This is a genomic window from Pseudomonas putida group bacterium ESBL64 (assembly GCF_045277175.1).
In the GTDB taxonomy this organism is placed as follows: Bacteria; Pseudomonadota; Gammaproteobacteria; order Pseudomonadales; family Pseudomonadaceae; genus Aquipseudomonas; species Aquipseudomonas alloputida.
Genome location: NZ_CP145799.1, coordinates 4125652 through 4146908, shown reverse-complemented (window position 1 = coordinate 4146908; position 21257 = coordinate 4125652). Strand labels below are relative to the sequence as shown.

At 62.5% G+C, this 21257-nt stretch carries 16 protein-coding genes; 5 read left to right on the top strand and 11 right to left on the bottom strand.

From position 1 onward, the window contains the following. Positions 1-45 precede the first annotated feature (45 nt). From V6093_RS18885 to V6093_RS18870, 4 genes are all read right to left on the bottom strand, one after another. On the bottom strand, positions 46-1140 hold the full coding sequence (locus V6093_RS18885; protein WP_003253732.1) for a polyamine ABC transporter substrate-binding protein: 1095 nt from the start codon (positions 1138-1140) through the stop codon (positions 46-48). A gap of 156 nt (positions 1141-1296) precedes the next feature. Then, positions 1297-2394, bottom strand: a complete 1098-nt coding sequence (locus V6093_RS18880; protein WP_010955708.1) for a polyamine ABC transporter substrate-binding protein — start codon at positions 2392-2394, stop codon at positions 1297-1299. Between the two features lie 168 nt (positions 2395-2562). Beyond that, positions 2563-3924 carry an aspartate aminotransferase family protein gene (locus V6093_RS18875; protein ID WP_003253728.1) on the bottom strand — a complete coding sequence of 454 codons (1362 nt, stop codon included), beginning with the start codon at positions 3922-3924 and terminating at the stop codon, positions 2563-2565. A gap of 48 nt (positions 3925-3972) precedes the next feature. Next, a complete protein-coding gene (locus V6093_RS18870; RefSeq protein WP_003253727.1) occupies positions 3973-5331 on the bottom strand; it encodes a glutamine synthetase family protein in 1359 nt (452 codons plus the stop codon). A gap of 574 nt (positions 5332-5905) precedes the next feature. Between V6093_RS18870 and V6093_RS18865 the strand changes: the two genes are divergently transcribed. Further along, positions 5906-7282: a glutamine synthetase family protein gene (locus V6093_RS18865; RefSeq protein ID WP_003253725.1), complete on the top strand. Its 1377-nt coding sequence runs from the start codon at positions 5906-5908 to the stop codon at positions 7280-7282. A gap of 148 nt (positions 7283-7430) precedes the next feature. Here the strand turns inward: V6093_RS18865 and argA are convergent, their stop codons facing one another. Both argA and argE read right to left on the bottom strand, forming a co-directional pair. After that, complete coding sequence (argA, locus tag V6093_RS18860; RefSeq protein ID WP_003253723.1) at positions 7431-8729, bottom strand: amino-acid N-acetyltransferase; 1299 nt, start codon at positions 8727-8729, stop codon at positions 7431-7433. A 124-nt stretch (positions 8730-8853) separates the two neighbouring features. Next, entirely contained in the window at positions 8854-9996 is a 1143-nt protein-coding gene (argE, locus tag V6093_RS18855) for an acetylornithine deacetylase (protein WP_003253722.1), read from the bottom strand. Positions 9997-10112: 116 nt separating this feature from the next. Between argE and V6093_RS18850 the strand changes: the two genes are divergently transcribed. After that, positions 10113-11480 (top strand): inorganic triphosphatase, encoded by a 1368-nt coding sequence (locus V6093_RS18850; protein WP_108079019.1) that lies wholly within the window; start codon positions 10113-10115, stop codon positions 11478-11480. A 131-nt stretch (positions 11481-11611) separates the two neighbouring features. Here V6093_RS18850 and V6093_RS18845 read toward each other — a convergent pair whose 3' ends face one another. Beyond that, complete coding sequence (locus V6093_RS18845; RefSeq protein WP_003253717.1) at positions 11612-12082, bottom strand: Lrp/AsnC family transcriptional regulator; 471 nt, start codon at positions 12080-12082, stop codon at positions 11612-11614. A 126-nt stretch (positions 12083-12208) separates the two neighbouring features. Here V6093_RS18845 and V6093_RS18840 point away from each other — a divergent pair, with 126 nt between their 5' ends. The 3 genes from V6093_RS18840 (at position 12209) to V6093_RS18830 (ending at position 14775) form a co-directional block, all read left to right on the top strand. Then, entirely contained in the window at positions 12209-12514 is a 306-nt protein-coding gene (locus V6093_RS18840; RefSeq protein WP_003253715.1) for a hypothetical protein, read from the top strand. 184 nt (positions 12515-12698) lie between these two features. Then, positions 12699-14372, top strand: coding sequence for a GspE/PulE family protein (locus V6093_RS18835; protein ID WP_047603680.1), 1674 nt, complete (start codon positions 12699-12701; stop codon positions 14370-14372). Between the two features lie 88 nt (positions 14373-14460). Next, entirely contained in the window at positions 14461-14775 is a 315-nt protein-coding gene (locus V6093_RS18830) for a DUF2388 domain-containing protein (RefSeq protein ID WP_003253711.1), read from the top strand. A 65-nt stretch (positions 14776-14840) separates the two neighbouring features. Here V6093_RS18830 and gcvP read toward each other — a convergent pair whose 3' ends face one another. The 4 genes from gcvP to V6093_RS18810 form a co-directional block, all read right to left on the bottom strand. Next, complete coding sequence (gcvP, locus tag V6093_RS18825) at positions 14841-17714, bottom strand: aminomethyl-transferring glycine dehydrogenase (RefSeq protein ID WP_108079021.1); 2874 nt, start codon at positions 17712-17714, stop codon at positions 14841-14843. Between the two features lie 196 nt (positions 17715-17910). After that, positions 17911-18294 carry a glycine cleavage system protein GcvH gene (gene gcvH, locus V6093_RS18820; protein WP_014754789.1) on the bottom strand — a complete coding sequence of 128 codons (384 nt, stop codon included), beginning with the start codon at positions 18292-18294 and terminating at the stop codon, positions 17911-17913. A gap of 51 nt (positions 18295-18345) precedes the next feature. Then, a complete protein-coding gene (gene gcvT / locus V6093_RS18815) occupies positions 18346-19428 on the bottom strand; it encodes a glycine cleavage system aminomethyltransferase GcvT (RefSeq protein WP_003253703.1) in 1083 nt (360 codons plus the stop codon). 127 nt (positions 19429-19555) lie between these two features. Further along, positions 19556-21178 (bottom strand): iron ABC transporter permease, encoded by a 1623-nt coding sequence (locus V6093_RS18810; RefSeq protein WP_144000501.1) that lies wholly within the window; start codon positions 21176-21178, stop codon positions 19556-19558. Positions 21179-21257: the final 79 nt, after the last annotated feature.

Genomic DNA, 21257 nt, shown 5'->3' with positions numbered 1-21257 from the left:
GTGCCCGCGTGGCCTGTTCTACGGTGCCGTCGCGGGTCTGGATTTTTACTTGCCCGACTTGACCTTGGTCCAGCTGCGGGTCATCAGCCGTTGCACCTTGGGTGGCAACTCTGAGTTCACGAACATCTTGTCCAGCACTTCCTGCGGTGGGTAAACCGCGGCGTCAGTCCTTACGGCCTGGTCCATCAGGGCGCCAGCCTTGGGGTTCGGGTTGGCGTAACCGACGTAATCACTGACCTGGGCGATAACCTCAGGTTTCAGCAAATAGTTGATGAAGGCATGCGCCTCTTTGACGTTCTTGGCGTCCTTGGGGATCGCCAGCACGTCGAACCAGAGGTTGCCGCCTTCCTTGGGAATGGCGTAGGCCAGGTTCACGCCCTTCTTCGCTTCTTCAGCGCGGGCCTTGGCCTGGAACACATCACCCGAAAAACCTGCCGCGACGCAGATGTCGCCGTTGGCCAGGTCGGTGATGTACTTGGACGAGTGGAAGTAGGTCACATACGGGCGCACCGCCAGCAGCTTCTGCTCGGCCTTGGCGTAATCCTTGGGGTCGGTGCTGTTGGGGTTGAGGCCCATGTAGTTGAGCACCGCGGGCAGCATTTCGTCTGCCGAGTCGAGGAAGGCCACACCGCACTTGGAGAGCTTCTTCATGTTTTCGGGCTCGAACAGCACGGCCCAGGAATCGATGGTATCCACGCCCAGCGCAGCCTTGACCTTGTCGACGTTGTAACCGATGCCGTTGGTACCCCACAGGTAAGGCACCGCGTACTGGTTGCCCGGGTCGTTCTTTTCCAGGCGCTTCATCAACGCCGGGTCGAGATTGGAATAGTTGGGCAGCAGGTTCTTGTCGAGCTTCTGGAAGGCGCCCGCCTTGATCTGCTTGCCCAGGAAATGGTTGGACGGCACCACCACGTCATAGCCGGTATTACCGGCCAGCAGCTTGCCTTCCAGGGTTTCGTTGGAGTCGAACACGTCTTGCACAGGCTTGATGCCCGTAGCTTTCTCGAAGTCCGCGAGTGTAGTCGGGCCGATGTAGTCGGACCAGTTATAGAAGTGCACCGTCGGCGCCGCTTGGACGCTGCATGCCAGCGTCAGGCCCGCGCTGGCCATCAAGGCCTTGCGGAATACAGAAATAGACAAGTGGGGGTCCTCACAATCAGTGCCTGGGTAGCGACAATGCTGCCGCACACGCAAAACCGGCGCGCAACTTAACTTCGCAGCTTCGATGCCGCAATCATCAATTACCTTTCAATGGCTCTGGGCCGGCAAACCCGGCCCAGAGGTGTCGCATCAGGCTTACTTGCCCGACTTGATCTTCGTCCAGCTGCGGGTGATCACTCGCTGCACGGAAGCGTCAGGCGCAGCGATCGCGTACAGCTGCTTCTTCACTTCGGCAGGCGGGTAGATGCTTGGGTCGCTGGTGATGTCTTTGTCCACGAACGGGGTGGCAGCAGCGTTACCGTTCGGGAAGCGCACGGCGTTGGTGATTTCAGCCATGATTTCCGGCTGCATCAGGAAGTTCATGAACTCGTAGGCCGCGTCTTTATGCTCGGCATCTTTCGGGATGGCGACCATGTCGTAGAAAGTACCGGCACCTTCCTTCGGAATGACGTAGTCCACTTTGACCTTGTCGCCCGCTTCATGGGCACGGGCCTTGGATTGCTCCAGGTCACCCGAGTAACCGACGGCTACACAGATGTTGCCGTTGGCCATGTCGCCGATGTACTTGGACGAGTGGAAATAGGTGATCGAAGGACGGATCTTGAGGAACAGGTCCTCGGCGGCCTTCAGGTCTTCTTTCTTGGTGCTGTCGGTCGGCTTGCCGAGGTAGTGCAGCGCAGCCGGGAGCATTTCGGTCGGGGCGTCGAGGAAGCTCACGCCGCAGCTCTTGAGCTTGGCGATGTTCTCAGGCTTGAACACCACATCCCACGAATCGATCTTGTCCACGCCCAGCGCAGCCTTGACCTTTTCCGGGTTGTAGCCAATGCCGATCGAGCCCCACATGTAAGGGAAGGCATGCTTGTTGTCCTTGTCGCTGGCATCGCCAACGGCCTTGAGCAGGTCGGGGTCGAGGTTCTTCCAGTTCGGCAGCTTGGACCGGTCCAGCTCCTCGTACACACCCGCCTTGATCTGCTTGGCCAGGAAATTGTTCGAAGGCACGACGATGTCATAACCCGACTTGCCTGCCAGCAGCTTGGCTTCCAGGGTTTCGTTGCTGTCGAAGACGTCGTACTTGACCTTGATCCCCGTCTGCTTCTCGAACTTGGCGATGGTGTCCGGAGCGATGTAGTCCGACCAGTTATAGACGTTCAACACTTTGTCTTCAGCCTGAACAGCGGAGGCCATGGCACCCATCAGGGCGGCGGCCAGCAACGTCTTGCCCATTTTATTCATGCGTAATGCTCCAGAATTTTTATTTAGCAACTGTCCAGCAGCCAGAACCCACGGTGCAGAGCGCGCGGCGACTGAAACAGTCGCTAGTCTGGCAAGTTACAAGGCCCTGTATCAAGGAAAGCAGGGCCATGTAACGACTTAATGTCACAACGCTAGCCTAGCAAACGCTTATCGAATCGCCTCAAGGGTCAGGTCCAGGCACTTGCGCGCCTTTTCCACTAGTTCGTCGATCTCCGCATGGCTGATTACCAGCGGCGGCGCGATGATCATGGTGTCACCCACCGCACGCATGATGAGCCCGTTCTCAAAGCAGAAGGTGCGGCAGATCATGCCCACGCCCTTGCCCTCGTAACGGCTGCGGGTGGCCTTGTCCTTGACCAGCTCGATCGCACCCAGCATGCCCAGGCCGCGCACTTCACCCACCAGTGGATGGTCCTGCAGCTCACGCAAACGCTTTTGCAAATACGGTGCCGCTTCCGTGCGCGCCTTCTCGACAATTTTCTCGTCACGCAGGATGCGCAGGTTTTCCAGGCCCACCGCGGCCGCCACCGGGTGACCGGAGTAGGTGAAACCGTGGTTGAAGTCGCCGCCTTCGCTGATCACCTTGGCCACGGTGTCACGCACAATCACACCGCCCATGGGGATGTAACCGGAGGTCAGGCCTTTCGCGATGGTCATCAGGTCAGGCTTGAGGTCGTAGTAATCAGAGCCAAACCACTCGCCGGTACGGCCGAAGCCGCAGATCACCTCGTCGGCGACGAACAGAATGTCGTACCTGGCGAGGATCTCCTTCACCTTCGGCCAGTAGGTTTGCGGCGGGATGATCACGCCACCTGCGCCCTGGATCGGCTCGGCGATGAAGGCAGCGACGTTGTCTTCGCCGACTTCGAGGATCTTCTTCTCCAACTGCTCGGCGGCCCAGACACCGAATTCGTCAGGGGTCATGTCGCCACCCTCGCCGAACCAGTACGGCTGAGGGATGTGCACGATGCCCGGGATCGGCAGGCCACCCTGCTCGTGCATGCCGCTCATGCCGCCCAGGCATGCACCGGCGAAGGTGGAGCCGTGGTAACCGTTGATGCGGCCGATGATGGTCTGCTTGTGCGGTTTGCCCTTCAGCGCCCAGTAGTGGCGCACCATGCGCAGCACAGTGTCGTTGCCTTCGGAGCCGGAGCCGGTGAAGAACACATGGGTCATACCTTTCGGCGCCACGTCGGTGATCGCCTTGGCCAGCTCGAGCGCAGGCGGGTGAGCGGTCTGGAAGAACAGGTTGTAGTACGGCAGCTCGCGCATCTGTTTTTCCGCCGCCTGCACCAGCTCTTCACGTCCGTAGCCGACCGCCACGCACCACAGACCGGCCATGCCGTCGAGGATCTTGTGCCCCTCGCTATCCCACAAATGCACACCCTGGGCCTTGGTGATGATGCGCGGCCCCTTCTCCTTCAGTTGCTTGTAGTCACTGAAAGGTGCGAGGTGATGCTCCCCGCTCAGGGTTTGCCATTCACGGGTTTGCGGGTTGTTGACGCTCATGTGCTTCTCCGTTATTGGACCGCCGCGCTCCTGCGGCACCAGGGTTGATCAGACAGCGAACAGCAGGAACTCACGCTCCCACGAACTGATGACACGCTTGAAGTTTTCGTGCTCGGCGCGCTTGGTAGCGACATACCCGGTGATGAATTTCTTGCCCAGGTACTGCACCAGCGCACGGCTGTTTTCCATGCGTTCCAAGGCGTCTTCGATGGTCAGGGGCAGGCGCAGGTTGCGGCGTTCGTAACCACGGCCCTGCACTGGCGCGCTGGCCTCGATGCCTTCGACCATGCCGATGTAGCCACACAGCAGGCTGGCGGCGATGGCCAGGTATGGGTTGGCGTCGGCGCCCGGCAGGCGGTTTTCGACGCGCCGGCTTTGCGGGCCGGCATCCGGTACACGCAGGCCGACGGTGCGGTTTTCTTCGCCCCACTCCACGTTTACCGGCGCCGAAGTGTCGGGCAGGAAGCGGCGGAACGAGTTGACGTTGGGCGCGAACAGCGGCAGCGCCTCGGGGATGAACTTCTGCAGGCCACCAATGTGGTTGAGGAACAGCTCGCTCATGCTGCCGTCTTCATTGCTGAAGATGTTCTTGCCGGTGGCCACGTCGACCACACTCTGGTGCAGGTGCATGGCACTGCCCGGCTCGCCGGTCATCGGTTTGGCCATGAAAGTGGCAGCCACGTTGTGCTTGAGCGCCGCCTCGCGCATGGTGCGCTTGAACACCAGGATCTGGTCGGCCAGGTGCAGAGCGTCGCCGTGACGGAAGTTGATTTCCATCTGCGCCGTGCCGTCTTCGTGGATCAGCGTGTCGAGGTCCAGCTGCTGCAGCTCGCACCAGTCGTAGACGTCTTCGAACAGCGGGTCGAATTCGTTGGCAGCTTCGATCGAGAACGACTGACGGCCGGTTTCCGGGCGACCGGAACGGCCTACCGGGGGCTGCAGCGGGAAGTCCGGGTCTTCGCTGCGCTTGGTCAGGTAGAACTCCATCTCCGGTGCGACGATCGGCTGCCAGCCCTTGTCAGCGTATAGCTTGAGCACTTTCTTCAGCACGTTGCGCGGCGACAGTTCGACCGGGTTGCCCTTCTTGTCGTAGGTGTCGTGGATGACCTGTGCGGTTGGCTCGATGGCCCACGGCACGAGGAACACGGCGTTCTCGTCAGGGCGGCAGATCATGTCGATGTCTGCAGGGTCGAGCAGTTCGTAATAGATGTCGTCGTCGACGTAGTCGCCGGTCACGGTCTGCAGCAGCACGCTTTCGGGCAGCCGCATGCCTTTTTCAGCGATGAATTTGTTGGTTGGCGAAATCTTGCCGCGCGTGATGCCGGTCAGGTCGCTGATCATGCATTCGACTTCGGTGATCTTGTGCTCTTTCAACCAATCGGTGAGCTGGTCGAGGTTGTTACTCATAAATACCTCAGGAGGTAAGGTGGTCCGCGACTTGATTCTGGATGGAGTCGATTGCTAAAGCAAAAACCCACGCGCAGAGCCACAGTGGATACACTGAAATCAGCTGTGTCCGTAATGAGTTCAAAAGGCAGGAAGACGAAGCGAAGGGCGGCAAGCCGCTACGAGGACGGGTCCGGGAACGCCAAACGTCAATTATTGCGGCCAGGGCGACCACGCCATTGACGAAGCTTGCAAAAACGACGGAAGTACCCGATTGCACTGCGCACGCAGTACTTTCAGGTCGCGGCAAGCGGACCATGTGACCCTCGTATTATTGTGTTCTGGGTTGTGACCGAGCTTAGCCTTGTTCATTTTTTTACACAACACTTCCGTAAAAAATAAAACACGGCACGTTTGAGATCACCCTTTCAGGCAGAAATAGCGGATAATGGCCTGCCCCGATATGCAGCAAATCTGCCGTAGATGTGCCATTTCAGGGCGTCATGGGGTTGGCTTGACATCAGTATGGCTTTTCGGTTGACTGGTCCTGCAAGCCCCCCTTGATTGATATTTTTAACAACAAAGGTGTTGCATCATGTCGGTACCCCCGCGTGCCGTTCAGCTTAACGAAGCGAACGCGTTCCTTAAGGAACATCCTGAGGTTCTCTACGTTGACCTTCTGATTGCAGATATGAATGGTGTGGTGCGTGGCAAGCGCATAGAGCGCACCAGCCTCCACAAGGTTTACGAGAAAGGCATCAATCTGCCGGCCTCCCTCTTTGCCCTGGACATCAACGGTTCCACCGTCGAAAGCACCGGGCTGGGCCTGGACATCGGCGATGCTGACCGCATCTGCTATCCAATCCCCGACACGCTCTGTAATGAGCCGTGGCAAAAACGCCCTACCGCCCAGCTGCTGATGACCATGCACGAGCTGGAAGGCGAGCCGTTCTTCGCCGACCCGCGTGAAGTGCTGCGCCAGGTGGTGAGCAAGTTCACCGATATGGGCCTGACCATCTGCGCCGCATTCGAGCTGGAGTTCTACCTGATCGACCAGGAGAACGTGAATGGCCGCCCGCAGCCGCCGCGCTCGCCAATCTCGGGCAAGCGCCCGCAGTCGACCCAGGTGTACCTGATCGACGACCTCGACGAGTATGCCGACTGCCTGCAGGACATCCTCGAAGGCGCGAAGGAGCAAGGCATCCCGGCCGACGCCATCGTCAAGGAAAGCGCCCCGGCGCAGTTCGAAGTCAACCTGCACCACGTGCCCGACCCGCTCAAGGCCTGCGATTACGCGGTACTGCTCAAGCGGTTGATCAAGAACATCGCCTACGACCATGAAATGGACACCACTTTCATGGCCAAGCCCTACCCGGGCCAGGCTGGTAACGGCCTGCATGTACACATTTCCGTGCTGGACAAAGATGGCAACAACATCTTCACCAGCGAGGATCCCGAGCAGAACGCCGCGCTACGTCACGCTGTCGGCGGTGTGCTCGAGACCCTGCCCGCGTCCATGGCGTTCCTCTGCCCGAACGTCAACTCGTACCGCCGCTTCGGCGCGCAGTTCTACGTACCGAACGCGCCAAGCTGGGGCCTGGACAACCGCACCGTGGCCCTGCGCGTACCGACCGGCTCGCCGGACGCCGTGCGCATCGAGCACCGCGTGGCCGGTGCCGACGCCAACCCGTACCTGATGATGGCTGCGGTGCTGGCGGGCGTGCACCACGGCCTGACCAACAAGATCGAACCGGGCGAGCCGATCGAAGGCAACTCGTACGAGCAGCTGGAGCAGAGCCTGCCGAACAACCTGCGCGATGCCCTGCGCGAGCTGGACGACAGCGAAATCCTGAACAAGTACATCGATCCGAAGTACATCGACATCTTTGTCGCGTGCAAGGAAAGCGAGCTGGAAGAGTTCGAGCACTCGATCTCCGACCTCGAGTACAACTGGTACCTGCATACCGTGTAAACGAAAACGCCGCCCCCCATTGTGGGAGCGGCGTCGCGATAGGGGCGAAAGTGCCCCCCAATATTTGCGCATCAAGCTGATAATGTCGGGGCCGCTTTGCGGCCCTTTCGCGACGCAAGGCCGCTCCCACATGAGCTGCGGTACAGGCTTACAGGGGCTTCTCGAAAATCTTCGAATTGCGCTGGTAGTTGTACAGCGAAGCCCGCGCCGCCGGCAGCCGCTCCACGCCACTGGGCGCAAAGCCGCGCTCGCGAAACCAGTGCGCAGTGCGCGTAGTCAGCACGAACAAAGTACTCAAACCCATCTGCCGTGCCCGGCTCTCGATGCGTTCCAGCAGCTCATCGCCACGTCCGCCATGGCGGTACTCCGGGTTCACCGCCAGGCAAGCCAGCTCCCCGGCCTCGGAATCGGCAATCGGGTACAGCGCCGCACAGGCGATGATCATGCCCTCGCGCTCGACCACGCTGAACTGCTCGATCTCTCGCTCCAGCACTTCGCGCGAACGGCGCACCAGGATGCCCTGCTCTTCCAGCGGGCTGATCAACTCCAGCAGGCCACCGACGTCCTCGATGGTCGCCTCGCGCACCACTTCGAACTGCTCCTGCGACACCAGCGTACCGCCACCGCCCCGGGTGAACAGCTCGGTGAGCAGCGCGCCGTCCTCGGCATAGCTGACGATATGGCTGCGCGCCACACCGCCTTTGCAAGCCTCGGCCGCAGCATCCAGCAGTTCGCCCTGGTAGTCGCTGCCTAGACGCTGCAGATGCGGAGCAACCTGCTGCGGGCGCAGTTCACGCACCAGCCTTCCGTCAGCGTCCAACAGGCCCGGCTCGGCGCCGAACAGCAACAATTTGTCGGCACCCAGTTCGATGGCCGCGCGGGTAGCCACGTCTTCGCAGGCCAGGTTGAAGATTTCACCGGTAGGCGAGTAGCCCAAGGGCGACAACAGCACGATAGAGCGCTCGTCGAGCAGGCGGCTGATGCCCTTGCGGTCGACGCGGCGCACTTCGCCAGTGTGGTGGTAGTCCACGCCTTCGAGCACGCCGATCGGCCGCGCAGTGACCAGGTTGCCGGAGGCCACGCGCAGGCGCGAGCCCTGCATGGGCGAAGCGGCGATGTCCATCGACAGCCGCGCTTCAATGGCCAGGCGCAGGGCGCCGACGGCATCGATCACGCAGTCCAGGGTGGCCGCATCAGTAATACGCATGCCCCGGTGATAGTGCGGCGTCAGGCCGCGATCGGCCAGCCGGCTTTCGATCTGCGGGCGCGAGCCATGCACCAGCACCAGGCGCACGCCCAGGCTGTGCAGCAGCACCAGGTCGTGGACGATATTGCCGAAATTAGGGTGTTCCACCCCATCGCCAGGGAGCATGACCACAAAGGTGCAGTCGCGATGGGCATTGATATAGGGGGATGCATGACGCAGCCAGTTGACGTAATCGGGCATGACAGGGCCTGTGGATAAGTGGACGGAGAACGGCGATGCAGGGGGCGTTCAGGATCATCGTCGGAACAGGCTTGCGGTCACGCGCGGTCTCCTCTAGGCAGGAACGAATCAGTTCGATTGACGTTTAGTGCAGGCAATAGTGCCGGATCAGGTCACGCAATAGACGCACGGTAGGCTCGATTCGTGACATTTCAAGGTATTCGCCGGGCTGGTGGGCGCAGGCAATGTCGCCAGGGCCCAGCACGATGGTCTGGCAGCCCAGTTGCTGAAGATAAGGTGCTTCGGTGCCGAACGCCACCGCTTCAGCGCGATGGCCAGTCAGGCGCTCCGCGACCTGAACCAGTTCGACATCGGCAGCCTGCTCGAACGGCGGCACCTCCGGGAACAGCGGCGCATAGTCGATGCGCACCTCATGGCGCTCGGCCACGGGTACCAGCTTTTCGCGAATGGCCGCGCGCAGTTGCTCCACATCCATGCCCGGCAGCGGCCGCAGGTCGAATTCCAGGGCACACTGGCCGCAGATGCGGTTGGGGTTGTCACCGCCGTGGATGCAGCCGAAGTTCATGGTCGGGGTTGGCACGGTGAATTGCGGGTTGCTATAGGTGTTTTGCCAGTGCTGGCGCAGGCCCATCAGCTCGCCCATGACTGCGTGCATGGCCTCCATGGCGCTGCGGCCCAGGCTTGGATCCGACGAATGGCCACTGCGGCCGAGGATGTCGATGCGGTCCATGAGGATGCCCTTGTGCATGCGAATTGGCCGCAGCCCGGTAGGCTCACCGATGACCGCTGCACGCCCCAGTGGCTGGCCGGCCTCGGCCAGGGCACGGGCGCCGGACATGGAGCTTTCTTCGTCGCAGGTGGCAAGGATCAGCAGTGGCTCCTTGAAGTCGTGCTCCAGCAGCGGGATGACCGCTTCGATGACCAGGGCGAAGAAGCCCTTCATGTCGCAGCTGCCCAGGCCGACCCAACGGCCATCGGCTTCGGTCAGCTTCAGCGGGTCGCTGGCCCACAGCTGTTCGTCATAGGGCACGGTATCGCTGTGCCCGGCCAGCACCAGCCCTCCTGGGCCGGTGCCACGGCTGGCCAGCAGGTTGAACTTGCCGGGGCTGACCTGCTGGATATCGCACTTGAAACCCAGGTCGCCGAGCCAACCGGCCAACAGGTCGATAACCTGGCGGTTGGACTGGTCCAGCGCAGGTTGGGTACAGCTGACCGAAGGCGCGGCGATCAAGGCGGCAAACTGGTCTTTCAGCGTCGGCAACGGCATGCGCGTACTCCTCGGAAACGTTGCCCATCATAGGACTATCCGCTGTCTGGAATAAACCGTTGAGGGCTGACTGCTGTAGACTCTCTGCCAACCACGCCCCCTCTTTCGAGTCTGTGATGCACAAAGAAACCGAACTGAAGCTCCGCGCCAGCCGCGAGACCCTTGCCGCACTGCGCGAGCACCCTCTGCTGAAAAAGCGCAACAAGTCCGGCTGGCAGACCCGTGAACTGCTCAACCAGTACTTCGACACCCCCGAGCGTGAGCTGTCCGCCGCCCGTGTCGCCCTGCGCCTGCGCCGCGATGGCGACGCTGTCATCCAAACCCTCAAGTGCCGCGGCCAGAGCGTGGCTGGCCTGTCCGAGCGCAACGAGTACGAATGGAACCTGGACAAGGTCAAGCTCGACCTGAAGAAGCTGGACGCCACCTGCTGGCCCGAGCAACTGGCCAACTTGGACAAGAAAACCATCAAGCCGCTGTTCACCACCGACTTCAGCCGTGAATACGCCGAAATCGCCTGGGGCCGTGGCAAGAGCAAGGTGGTGATCGAGGCCGCGCTGGACCAAGGCTTCGTGATCGCCGGCAAGCGCAAGGAAGAGATCTGCGAACTGGAGCTGGAGCTGCGTGAAGGTGAACCGCAAGCACTGCTGGAACTGGCTGCAGAACTGGCCGCCAGCCTGCCGCTGATGCCGTGCGACATCAGCAAGGCTGAGCGCGGTTACCGCCTGCTGGAACCGGACAGCTACGAGCTGGACCTGCCGCACACCGCGCTGGAAGCCGAAATGGCCTTGGACGACGCCTATGCCGCCCTCGCCTGGCAACTGCTGGGCAGCAGCCAGCGCCTGGCCGAGCAGTACCGCCACAACGGCCACTGGCGCCTGCTCCAGGACTGGGTCGAGTGCCTGAGCGAGCTGCGCGCAATCACCGCCAGCCTGGGCCAGGCAGCACCGCGCGCCACCACCCGCGACCTGCGCGCCAGCCTTGATGCCTTGCTTGAAGACTGGCGCCCGCTGGTTCAGGCCGGCAACGATGACGAAGACATCCGTCGCGCCGCGCCCGAGCAGTTCGCCGAAGAGCTGGAAGACGTACGCTGGGGCCAGTTCTCGCTGGAAACCTCACGCTGGCTGATGGCCCGGACCTGGACCGCTGAGCGCAAGGGCCGCGGCGAACGCCAGGGCAAGGCGCAGTTGGCCAGCTGGCTGGGTCACCTGCTGGGTGAGGAAGGCCGCGCGCTGAAGCTGCCGCTGTACACCCAGCGCCCGGAAGACCTGGCTGAGCAGCTGCCACGTATCGAGCAACTTCTGGCCTGGCTGCACCACGCCCGCCAGGTGCTGGAAGCGCCGCAAATGGACCGCTTGTACGGCGACCTGAAAAAGCTGCACGAGCTGGCCGAGCAGCCTATCAGCGATGAAGTGCTGGAAGCGCGTATCGAACAGGCTCGGGCGGTGGACCAGAGCCGCGGCTGGAAGCACCTGCTCAAGGCGTGATACCGCGTCGCCTGCTTCGCGGGTAAACCCGCTCCTACGTACGATCCGCGCCAGGCGTGGGGCCAGTGTAGGAACGGGTCCACCCGCGAATGGCCTCACCGGTGTAGGAGCGGGTTTACCCGCGAATGGCCTCAACGCGATAGCGGCAGGCTAGTGGTGGACTTGATCTCGGAAAGCGCCACAATCGAATTCACCTCCTGAATCCCCGGCACGTTCGACAGTTTTTCGAAGAAGAACCGCTCGTAGGCCTCGATGTCAGACGTGACGATGCGCAGCAGAAAGTCCACAGCCCCCATCAGTACATAACACTCCAGCACCTCAGGGAACCCGCGGATCGCCTCGGTGAACTCGGTGAAGTTGGAGCGCCCGTGGGCGTTCAGTTTCACTTCGGCGAAAATCTGCGTGTTCAGGCCGACCTTCTTGCGGTCCAGCAAGGTCACCTGCCCACGAATCACCCCCTCTTCCTTCAAGCGCTGAATGCGCCGCCAGCACGGCGATTGCGACAGCCCGACGCGCTCGGCGATCTGTGCACTGGACAGCGAAGCGTCCTCCTGCAGCAGTTCGAGGATGCGACGGTCGTAGGCGTCCAGCTCGCTGTGCATTATCTATTCTCCACATCAGATTTTTTTGAATAAAAGAATTCACCAATAAGGTGAAATCACCCAATCATAGCGAAAAAATACCGCCACCAACGTGCAAGAATTTCTCCCTCATTTGCGGAGACCAGCATGAACGCACAGCCCCGTACCGACGCCTGGGCCGCCACCAACGCCCACAGCACCGTGCACTATCGCCTGCAGGCCGAGGCCGAGCCCGATAGCCTGTGCCGGGTACTCAACCTGTTCGCCTTGCAGTTCCTGACCCCGCATAGCGTGCAGGTCAGCCAGCAGGATGACTGGCTGGATATCGAAATCGGCATTGGCGGGTTGAGCTGGCACCGGGCCGAGGTCATTGCACAGAAGCTGCGTAACCTGGTGTGTGTGGGTGAGGTGAGCCTGACCAACTTGCAGCGAGTGGCGTTGGCAGTGGTCTGAACTCCCTCTCTGCCGGGCCTGTACCGCATAGCACTCAAGGCCCGTGCGATCCCTGTAGGAGCGGGTCCACCCGCGAAGCGTCCGGTACAGGCGCAGCAAAATCCCGAAACCTTTCACCCCCGATAGCCTCCCACCGCCCGGCTAGCCTTGATCAGCACTACCCGATCAGGCACGGACGCCACCCATGCATACCCCCGACAACCCCGCACTCGACCTCAAGCGCGTGCTCCAGGCCCTGCTCGCTGACCAGCACCTGCACGCCAGCGATACCCTGCAAGTACTCGAACACGCCGCCGCCCACCCCGCTAGCCACCCGCTGGAGCACATTGCCGCCTGCAGCCTGGAAAGCCGCCAGCACCCCGGCCAGCCCCTGGACCTTGAGCACCTTTGCCAGTGGCTGGCCGACAAGGTCGGCCAACCCTACCTGCGCATCGACCCCATGCAACTCGACCTGCCCCAGGTCACCGGCCTGATCTCCCCAGCCTTCGCCCAGCGCCACGGCATCCTCATCGTCGCGGCCGATGCCTCCAGCGTCACCGTCGCCAGCGCCCAGCCTTTCCAGGATGACTGGCAGGCCGACCTGGCCCGTAGCCTCGGCCGATCGATCCGTCGCGTACTGGCCAGCCCGCAGCAGATCCGTGAGTCAGCGCAGTCGTTCCACCGCCTGGCCCAGTCGGTAAAAGGCGCGCAATACCAGCAGTCGGCCAGCCTGGGGGAACTTGAGCAATTGCTGGAGCTGGGCAAACGCCAGGCCGAGGCCAGCGCAGACGACGCACACATTGTGCATATCGTCGACTGGCTGCTGCAGTACGCCATTGAGCAACGCGCCAGCGATATCCACTTGGAACCGCGCCGCGAACAGGGCCAGCTGCGCTACCGCATCGATGGCCTGCTGCACACCGTCTATGCCTTCCCCGCCGGGGTCACCCTGGCCCTCGTCAGCCGCCTGAAACACCTGGGCCGCATGGACGTTGCCGAGAAACGCCGGCCGCAGGACGGCCGGCTGCAAAGCCGCCTGCCCGGTGGTGGCGAAGTGGAGCTGCGGCTTTCAACCCTGCCCACCCCGTTTGGCGAGAAACTGGTGCTGCGCCTGTTCGACCCGCACCAGTTGCAAGAGGGCTTCGACCGCCTTGGCCTGCACGGCCAGCAACTGGCCCAATGGCAGCGCCTGCTACGTCAGCGCCAAGGCATCATCCTGGTCACCGGCCCCACCGGTTCCGGCAAAACCAGCACGCTGTACACCAGCCTCAAACTGCTGGCCACCCCACAGGTCAACCTGTGCACCATCGAAGACCCGATCGAGCGCCTGGAGCCTGCCTTCAACCAGCTGCAGGTGCAGCCCGCGCTGGACCTGGGGTTTGCCAACGCGGTCAGGGCCATGCTGCGCCAAGATCCCGATATCATCATGATCGGTGAAATTCGCGACCGCGAAACCGCACTGGTGGCAGTTCAGGCAGCGCTGACCGGGCACCTGGTACTGTCGACCCTGCATACCAACGACGCCTGTGCAGCAATTACCCGCTTGCAAGAGCTGGGTGTGGCCGACTACCTGATCAAGGCGACGCTTATCGGGGTGATGGCCCAGCGCCTGGTGCGAACCGTCTGCACCGACTGCCAGGCAGGTTCATCAGCCACCTGCCGAGCCTGCCGCGGCACCGGTTTTCAGGGGCGCACAGGATTATTCGAACTGCTCGAGCCCAGCGACACCTTGCGTGCATTGATCGGCCCTGATGCCGACCTGACCCGATTGCGGCAACAGGCACTGGCCGATGGCCTGGTTGACCTGCGCCATTGCGGCGAGGCCAAAGTGGCCGCTGGGCAGACCCGTGCCGAGGAAGTGCTGCGCGTCTGCAACTGACGAAAAGTCCTTTGTATTCAAGGAACTTGCCTCGCCCGAAAAGATCCAAGCGCGCATCTTCAACCATCACCCTTCGAGGTGTTTCAACATGCGTCTCAAAACCGCCATTGCCGCCGCTACCTTGCTTTCGCTGCCTCTTGGCTCGGCCATGGCCGATACCTTCTGGCGTAACGTGATGACTTCCGGTGCTACCACGGCATCGAGCTACCTGACCTCGCGGGATCACAAGCTGGTAGTGGCCGCGCAGGATGACGCCAGCAGCTTCGTCGCCAGCGAAGGCGCGATCCGCGGGCCGTTCCTGGAAGCGGCCATGCGCGAGGCACGGGCAGAGAACCCAGGGATGCAGGCTTCCGACATGGAGTTGGCCAATGCCATCCTGGCCAAAAATGCAGTAGCCGAGTAACTGCGTCGCCTGCTTCGCGGGTAAACCCGCTCCTACAGGCACCCGCGAAGCATCCAACACCTACCTCAGCGATAAGCCTCCACCGGCACACACGCACAGAACAGATTCCTGTCCCCATACACGTTGTCTACCCGGTTCACCGCCGGCCAGTATTTGTGCTGGCGCACGTGAGCACTGGGGGCCACCGCCTGCTCCAGGCTATACGGCCTGTCCCACCCCCCCAGCACATCAGCCAAGGTATGCGGTGCATGCTTCAGCGGGTTGTTCTCCGCTGGCCAGTTGCCCTGCTGTACTTCGTCAATTTCCGCCCGAATCGCCAGCATCGCCTCGACGAACCGGTCCAGCTCGGCCTTCGATTCACTCTCGGTCGGCTCCACCATCAGCGTGCCCGGCACCGGGAACGACATGGTCGGTGCGTGGAAGCCATAGTCCATCAGGCGCTTGGCCACGTCCTCTTCGCTGATGCCTGTCAGCGCTTTCAACGGCCGCAGGTCGAGGATGCATTCATGCGCCACGCGCTGGTTGCGGCCGCGGTAGAGCACCGGGAACGCCGCGCCCAACTGGCTGGCCAGGTAGTTGGCCGAAAGGATGGCCACCTCGCTGGCGTCGGCAAGCTGCGGGCCCATCATGGCGATATACATCCAGCTGATCGGCAAGATGCTTGCGCTGCCCCAGGGCGCGGCGCTGACCGCGCTGTTGTTCGGGTCCAGCCCAGGCACCGGCACCACCGGGTGGCTGGCGACGAACGGCTTGAGGTGCGCGCGGATACCGATCGGCCCCATACCGGGGCCGCCACCGCCGTGGGGAATGCAGAACGTCTTGTGCAGGTTCATGTGTGAAACATCGGCCCCAATGTCTGCGGGGCGCGCCAGGCCCACCTGGGCGTTGAGGTTGGCACCGTCCATGTAAACCTGGCCGCCGTGCTGGTGCACCACATCGCAGATTTCGCGTATCCCCTCTTCGTACACGCCGTGGGTCGAGGGGTAGGTAATCATCAGGCACGACAGACGCTCCCCGGCCGCGTGCGCCTTGGCTTTGAGGTCAGCCAGGTCGACGTTGCCATCGTTGTCGCAATCGACGATCACCACTTCCATGCCGGCCATCTGTGCCGACGCCGGGTTGGTGCCGTGGGCCGACGAAGGGATCAGGCACAACGTGCGCATCGGCTGATGGCGGCTGCGGTGATAGCGCGTAATGGCCATCAGGCCGGCGTATTCACCCTGAGCACCGGAGTTGGGCTGCATGCAGATCGCATCGAAGCCGGTGATCGCGCACAGCCAGCTTTCCAGTTCGTCGATCATCGCCTTGTAGCCTGCCGCCTGGGCCGCCGGAGCGAACGGGTGCAGCTGGGCAAAACCGGGCCAGGTGATGGGGATCATCTCACTGGTGGCGTTGAGCTTCATGGTGCACGAGCCCAGCGGAATCATCGACTGGTTCAGCGCCAGGTCCTTGTTCTCTAGCTGCTTGAGGTAGCGCAGCATCTCTGTTTCGCTGTGATGCAGGTTGAACACCGGGTGGGCGAGGAATGGCGTGCGTCGCACCAGGCTGGCGGGGATGCCTTCAGGCAGGGCCAGCTGGTCGAGGGCGGTGATTTCCAGGCCATGATCCACCCCCAGGAAGATGTCGAGCAGGCGCAGCACCGTCTGTTCGTTGCAGGTTTCGTCCAGGCTCACGCCCAGGTGCCCGCGACCGAGAATGCGCAAATTGATGTGCGCGGCCTCGGCGCTTTCAATGATGGCCGCCTGGGCACCACCAACATTCAGGGTAAGGGTGTCGAAGAAGTGCTGATTGAGGCGTTTGATGCCTTTGGCCTCAAGGCCGGCAGCCAGGATGAAGGTCAGCCGGTGCACACGCTGAGCGATGCGTTGCAGGCCTTCCGGGCCGTGGTACACCGCGTAGAAGCCGGCGATGTTGGCCAGCAGCACCTGGGCCGTGCAGATGTTGGAGTTGGCCTTTTCGCGGCGAATATGCTGCTCGCGGGTTTGCAGGGCCATCCGTAATGCGGTGTTGCCACGGGCATCGCGCGACACGCCGATGATGCGCCCCGGCATGGCTCGCTTGTAGTCATCGCGACAGGCGAAATAGGCCGCGTGAGGCCCGCCATAGCCCATCGGCACACCAAAGCGCTGGGTCGAGCCCAGCACCACATCGGCGCCCAGCTCTCCGGGCGGTGCCAGCACCACCAGGCTCAGCAGGTCAGCGGCTACGCAGGCCAAGGCCTGCTGGCTGTGCAGCTGGTCGATCAGCGGGCGCAAATCGCGCACTTCGCCGTGGGTGTCGGGGTACTGCAGCAAAGCGCCGAACACCGAGTGTTTGGCAAGGTTATCCACAGAATCGACGATCAGCTCGAAGCCGAACCCCTCGGCGCGGGTCTTGAGTACCGATAGGGTCTGCGGATGGCAGTGCTCGTCAGCAAAGAAGGCGTTGCTCTTGTTGCGTGCCACCCGCTTGGCCAGGGCCATGGCTTCGGCGGCAGCGGTGGCTTCATCGAGCAGCGAGGCATTGGCCAGAGGCAGGCCAGTGAGGTCGATGACCATTTGCTGGAAGTTCAGCAGCGCCTCCAGCCGGCCTTGGGCAATTTCGGGTTGGTAGGGCGTGTAGGCGGTGTACCAACCGGGGTTTTCCAGCACGTTGCGCAGGATGACCGTGGGGGTGATGGTGCCGTGGTAGCCCATGCCGATGAGGCTGGTCCAGACCTGGTTCTGTTCGGCATAACCGGCCAGCTTGGCCAGGGCGGCTTGCTCGTCCAGTGCCGCTGGGAGGTCGAGGGGGCGATTGAGGCGGATGTCTGGGGGAACGGTCTGCTCGATCAGCTCGTTGCGGCTGGCGATACCCAGCGCGTTGAGCATGGCCTGCTGCTCTGTGGCATCGGGGCCCAGGTGGCGGCGCAGAAATGGGTTGAGCTCTTGCAGTTGATGCAGGGATGGCGACTGGGACATGACGACGCTCTCTTCCTAGACCAGGCCTCATGGAGACTTACAAGTCTAGGAAGGGATTGCCGATTGTGCGGGGAAACTTGTCTGCAGGCCCGGCCTCTTCGCGGCTAAAGCCGCTCCTACAGGGGCTGCACCGGTCTCGAATGCAGCGCTGTACCTGTGTAGGAGCGGCTTTAGCCGCGAAGCAAGCGACGCGGTCTTACTCGCCAATCAGCGCCTGGTAGCCAGCCGCATCCAGCAAGTTGTCCAGCTCGGCCGGGTTGCTTGGCTTCAATTTGAAGATCCACGAACCGTAAGGCTCTTCGTTGAGCAGTTCCGGGCTATCGGCCAGCTCTTCGTTGACCGCAATCACTTCGCCACCGACCGGGGCATAGATGTCCGAAGCGGCCTTGACCGACTCCACCACACCTGCAGCGTCGCCAGCGCCAAACACTTTGCCGACTTCAGCCAGTTCGACGAACACCACATCACCCAAGGCTTGCTGGGCGTGATCGCTGATACCCACGGTCACGCTGCCGTCGGCTTCCAGGCGAGCCCACTCATGGCTTTCGGCAAAACGCAGTTCGGCGGGGATATTGCTCATGTCTTGAATTCCTCGATTGGCTCAGCGGTACGCCCGCCGGTTATAAATTGTTCAGATCAGGATCTTGCCGTGGCGCACGAAGGTCGGTTTGACCACCCGCACCGGGTACCACTTGCCGCGAATTTCCACCTCGGCCCGATCACCGGTAGCCATAGGCACGCGCGCCAACGCAATGGACTTGCTCAGCGTAGGCGAGAAACTACCACTGGTGATCTCCCCTTCGCCAATGCCGGCTACACGCACGACCTGATGGGCGCGCAGTACACCGCGCTCTTCCAGCACCAGACCCACCAGTTTTTCCTGCACGCCGTGCTCGATTTCCGCAAGCAGGCCGACACGGCCGATGAAGTCGCGCTCGGCCGGTTCCCAGGCGATGCTCCAGCCCAGGTTGGAGGTGAGCGGGGTGTGGTTTTCGTCGATGTCCTGGCCGTACAGGTTCATGCCGGCTTCCAGGCGCAGGGTATCGCGGGCGCCCAGGCCGCTTGGGGCGATACCGGCGCCGACCAGGTCGTTGAAGAAGGCCACCGCCTGATCGCCCGGGAAGATGATCTCCAAGCCGTCCTCACCGGTATAGCCGGTGCGGGCAATGAACCAGTCGCCGTCAGCAACGCCCTCGAACGGGCGCAGTTCGCGGATGAGTGCAGCGCGCGCGGGGCTGAGCAGGGCCGCGACCTTTTCGCGGGCCCGCGGCCCCTGGATGGCAAGGATGGCCAGATCAGGGCGGACCTGGAAGTCCACGGAAAACCCGGCACGCTGCGATTGCAGCCAATCGAGCACCTTGGCACGGGTGGCGGCGTTGTTGACCAGGCGATAGCCGGTTTCCGTGCGGTAGACGATCAGATCATCGATTACACCGCCCTGTTCGTTCAGCAGTGGGCTATACAGCGCCTTGCCGGTGTCGTCGAGGCGGGCCACATCGTTGGCCAGCAAGCGCTGCAGCCAAACAGTGGCATCAGTGCCGTCGACATCGATCACGGTCATATGGGAGACATCGAAGACGCCGCAATCGCTGCGCACCTGGTGGTGCTCCTCGACCTGCGAGCCATAGTGCAGGGGCATGTCCCAGCCACCGAAATCGACCGTCTTGGCGCCTAGCGCCAGGTGCAGGTCATACAAAAGCGTGCGCTGTCCCATGGGTTTCTCCTTCCGGGCGTGGCGAAGCGGCGGCGGTCGATGACGTTGGGTCGTCAGCTTTTCTTGTTACTCACACCCGCCGCGCGAATGCCGCGCATTGTAGCCGCAAGGTCGCAAACTGACATCCTCAGTGACTGTGACCGGGTCGACGTGCCGAACGGCGAATCAGGCCGATGACCGGCAGCAGCCCCACCAATACCAAGGTCAGTGCCGGCAGCGAGGCGCGCGCCCACTCGCCTTCGCTGGTCATCTCGAACACCCGCACGGCGAGGGTGTCCCAGCCGAACGGCCGCATCAGCAAGGTGGCGGGCATTTCCTTGAGCACATCGACGAACACCAGCAGCGCGGCGCTAAGTGCCCCCGGCACCAGCAGCGGCAGATACACCTTGAAAAACAATCTTGCGCCGCCAACACCCAGGCTGCGCGAGGCTTCAGGGAGTGACGGGCGGATGCGCTCCAGGCTGCTCTCCAGCGGCCCGTAGGCCACCGCGATGAAGCGTACCAGGTAGGCCAGCAGCAACGCCGAGAGGCTGCCTAGCAGCAGCGGCTTGCCGGCGCCGCCCATCCAGCTGGACAGCGGGATGACCAGGTGGTTGTCGAGGTAACTGAAGGCCAGCATGATCGATACCGCCAACACCGAACCGGGCAGGGCATACCCCAGATTGGCCAGGCCAACCCCGGCGCGGATTCCGCCCGTCGGTGCCTGGCGCCGGGCGAAGGCCAGCAGCAGCGCCACGCATACCGTGACCAGCGCCGCCATGCTGCCCAGGTACAGGGTGTGCAGCACCAGGCCGACGTAACGCTCATCCAGGTCATGCCGACCGCGTTGCCAGAACCACACCAGCAACTGCGCCAGCGGGATGACGAAAGCGCAGGCAAACACCAGCAGGCACCAGCCACTGGCCAACAGCGCCTTGAGGCCGCGCAGGTGATACAGCGCCTGCGCGCGCGGCCGTTCGTTGCCGCTCCGGCTGGCACCGCGGGCGCGGCGCTCACCGTACAGCACCAGCATCACCGCCAGCAGCAGCAGGCTGGCCAGCTGGGCCGCACTGGACAAGCTGAAGAAGCCGTACCAGGTCTTGTAGATGGCCGTGGTGAAAGTGTCGAAGTTGAACACGGCCACTGCACCGAAGTCGGCCAGGGTTTCCATCAGCGCCAGGGCGATACCGGCACCGATCGCCGGCCGAGCCATGGGTAAGGCCACCCGCCAGAAAGCCTGCAGGGGCGATAACCCAAGTACCCGCGCCGCCTCCATCAGGCCCTTGCCCTGAGCCAGAAAAGCCGTGCGCGCCAACAAGTAGACATAGGGATAGAAGACCAGCACCAGGACGGTGATTACCCCACCAGTGGAACGCACACGAGGCAGGCGCATTGGCCCGAACACCTCGCGCAGGGCGCTTTGCACCGGGCCGGCAAAGTCCAGCAGGCCGACGAAGACGAATGCCAGCACGTAGGCCGGGATGGCGAACGGTAGCATCAGCGCCCAGTCCAGCCAGCGTCGACCGGGGAAGTCGCAGAGGCTGGTGAGCCAGGCCAGGCTGACGCCCAGCACGGTGACACCCACACCCACACCCACCACCAGGGTCAGGGTATTGCCGAGCAGGCGCCCCATCTGGGTGTCGAGCAGGTGGGACCAGATCTGCAGGTCGATGGATTGCCAGGACAACAGCAGCACGCTCAGGGGCAGCAGCACCAAGGCGGCGATCAGGGAGACCGGGAGGTACCAGCGGCGTTGGGAGGTGTGGGGCAAGGCTGAAATCTCGAGTGCGATTGCTACCGCTGCGCGGTCGTTCGCGGGTAAACCCGCTCCTACGGGGACCGCGCAAGGC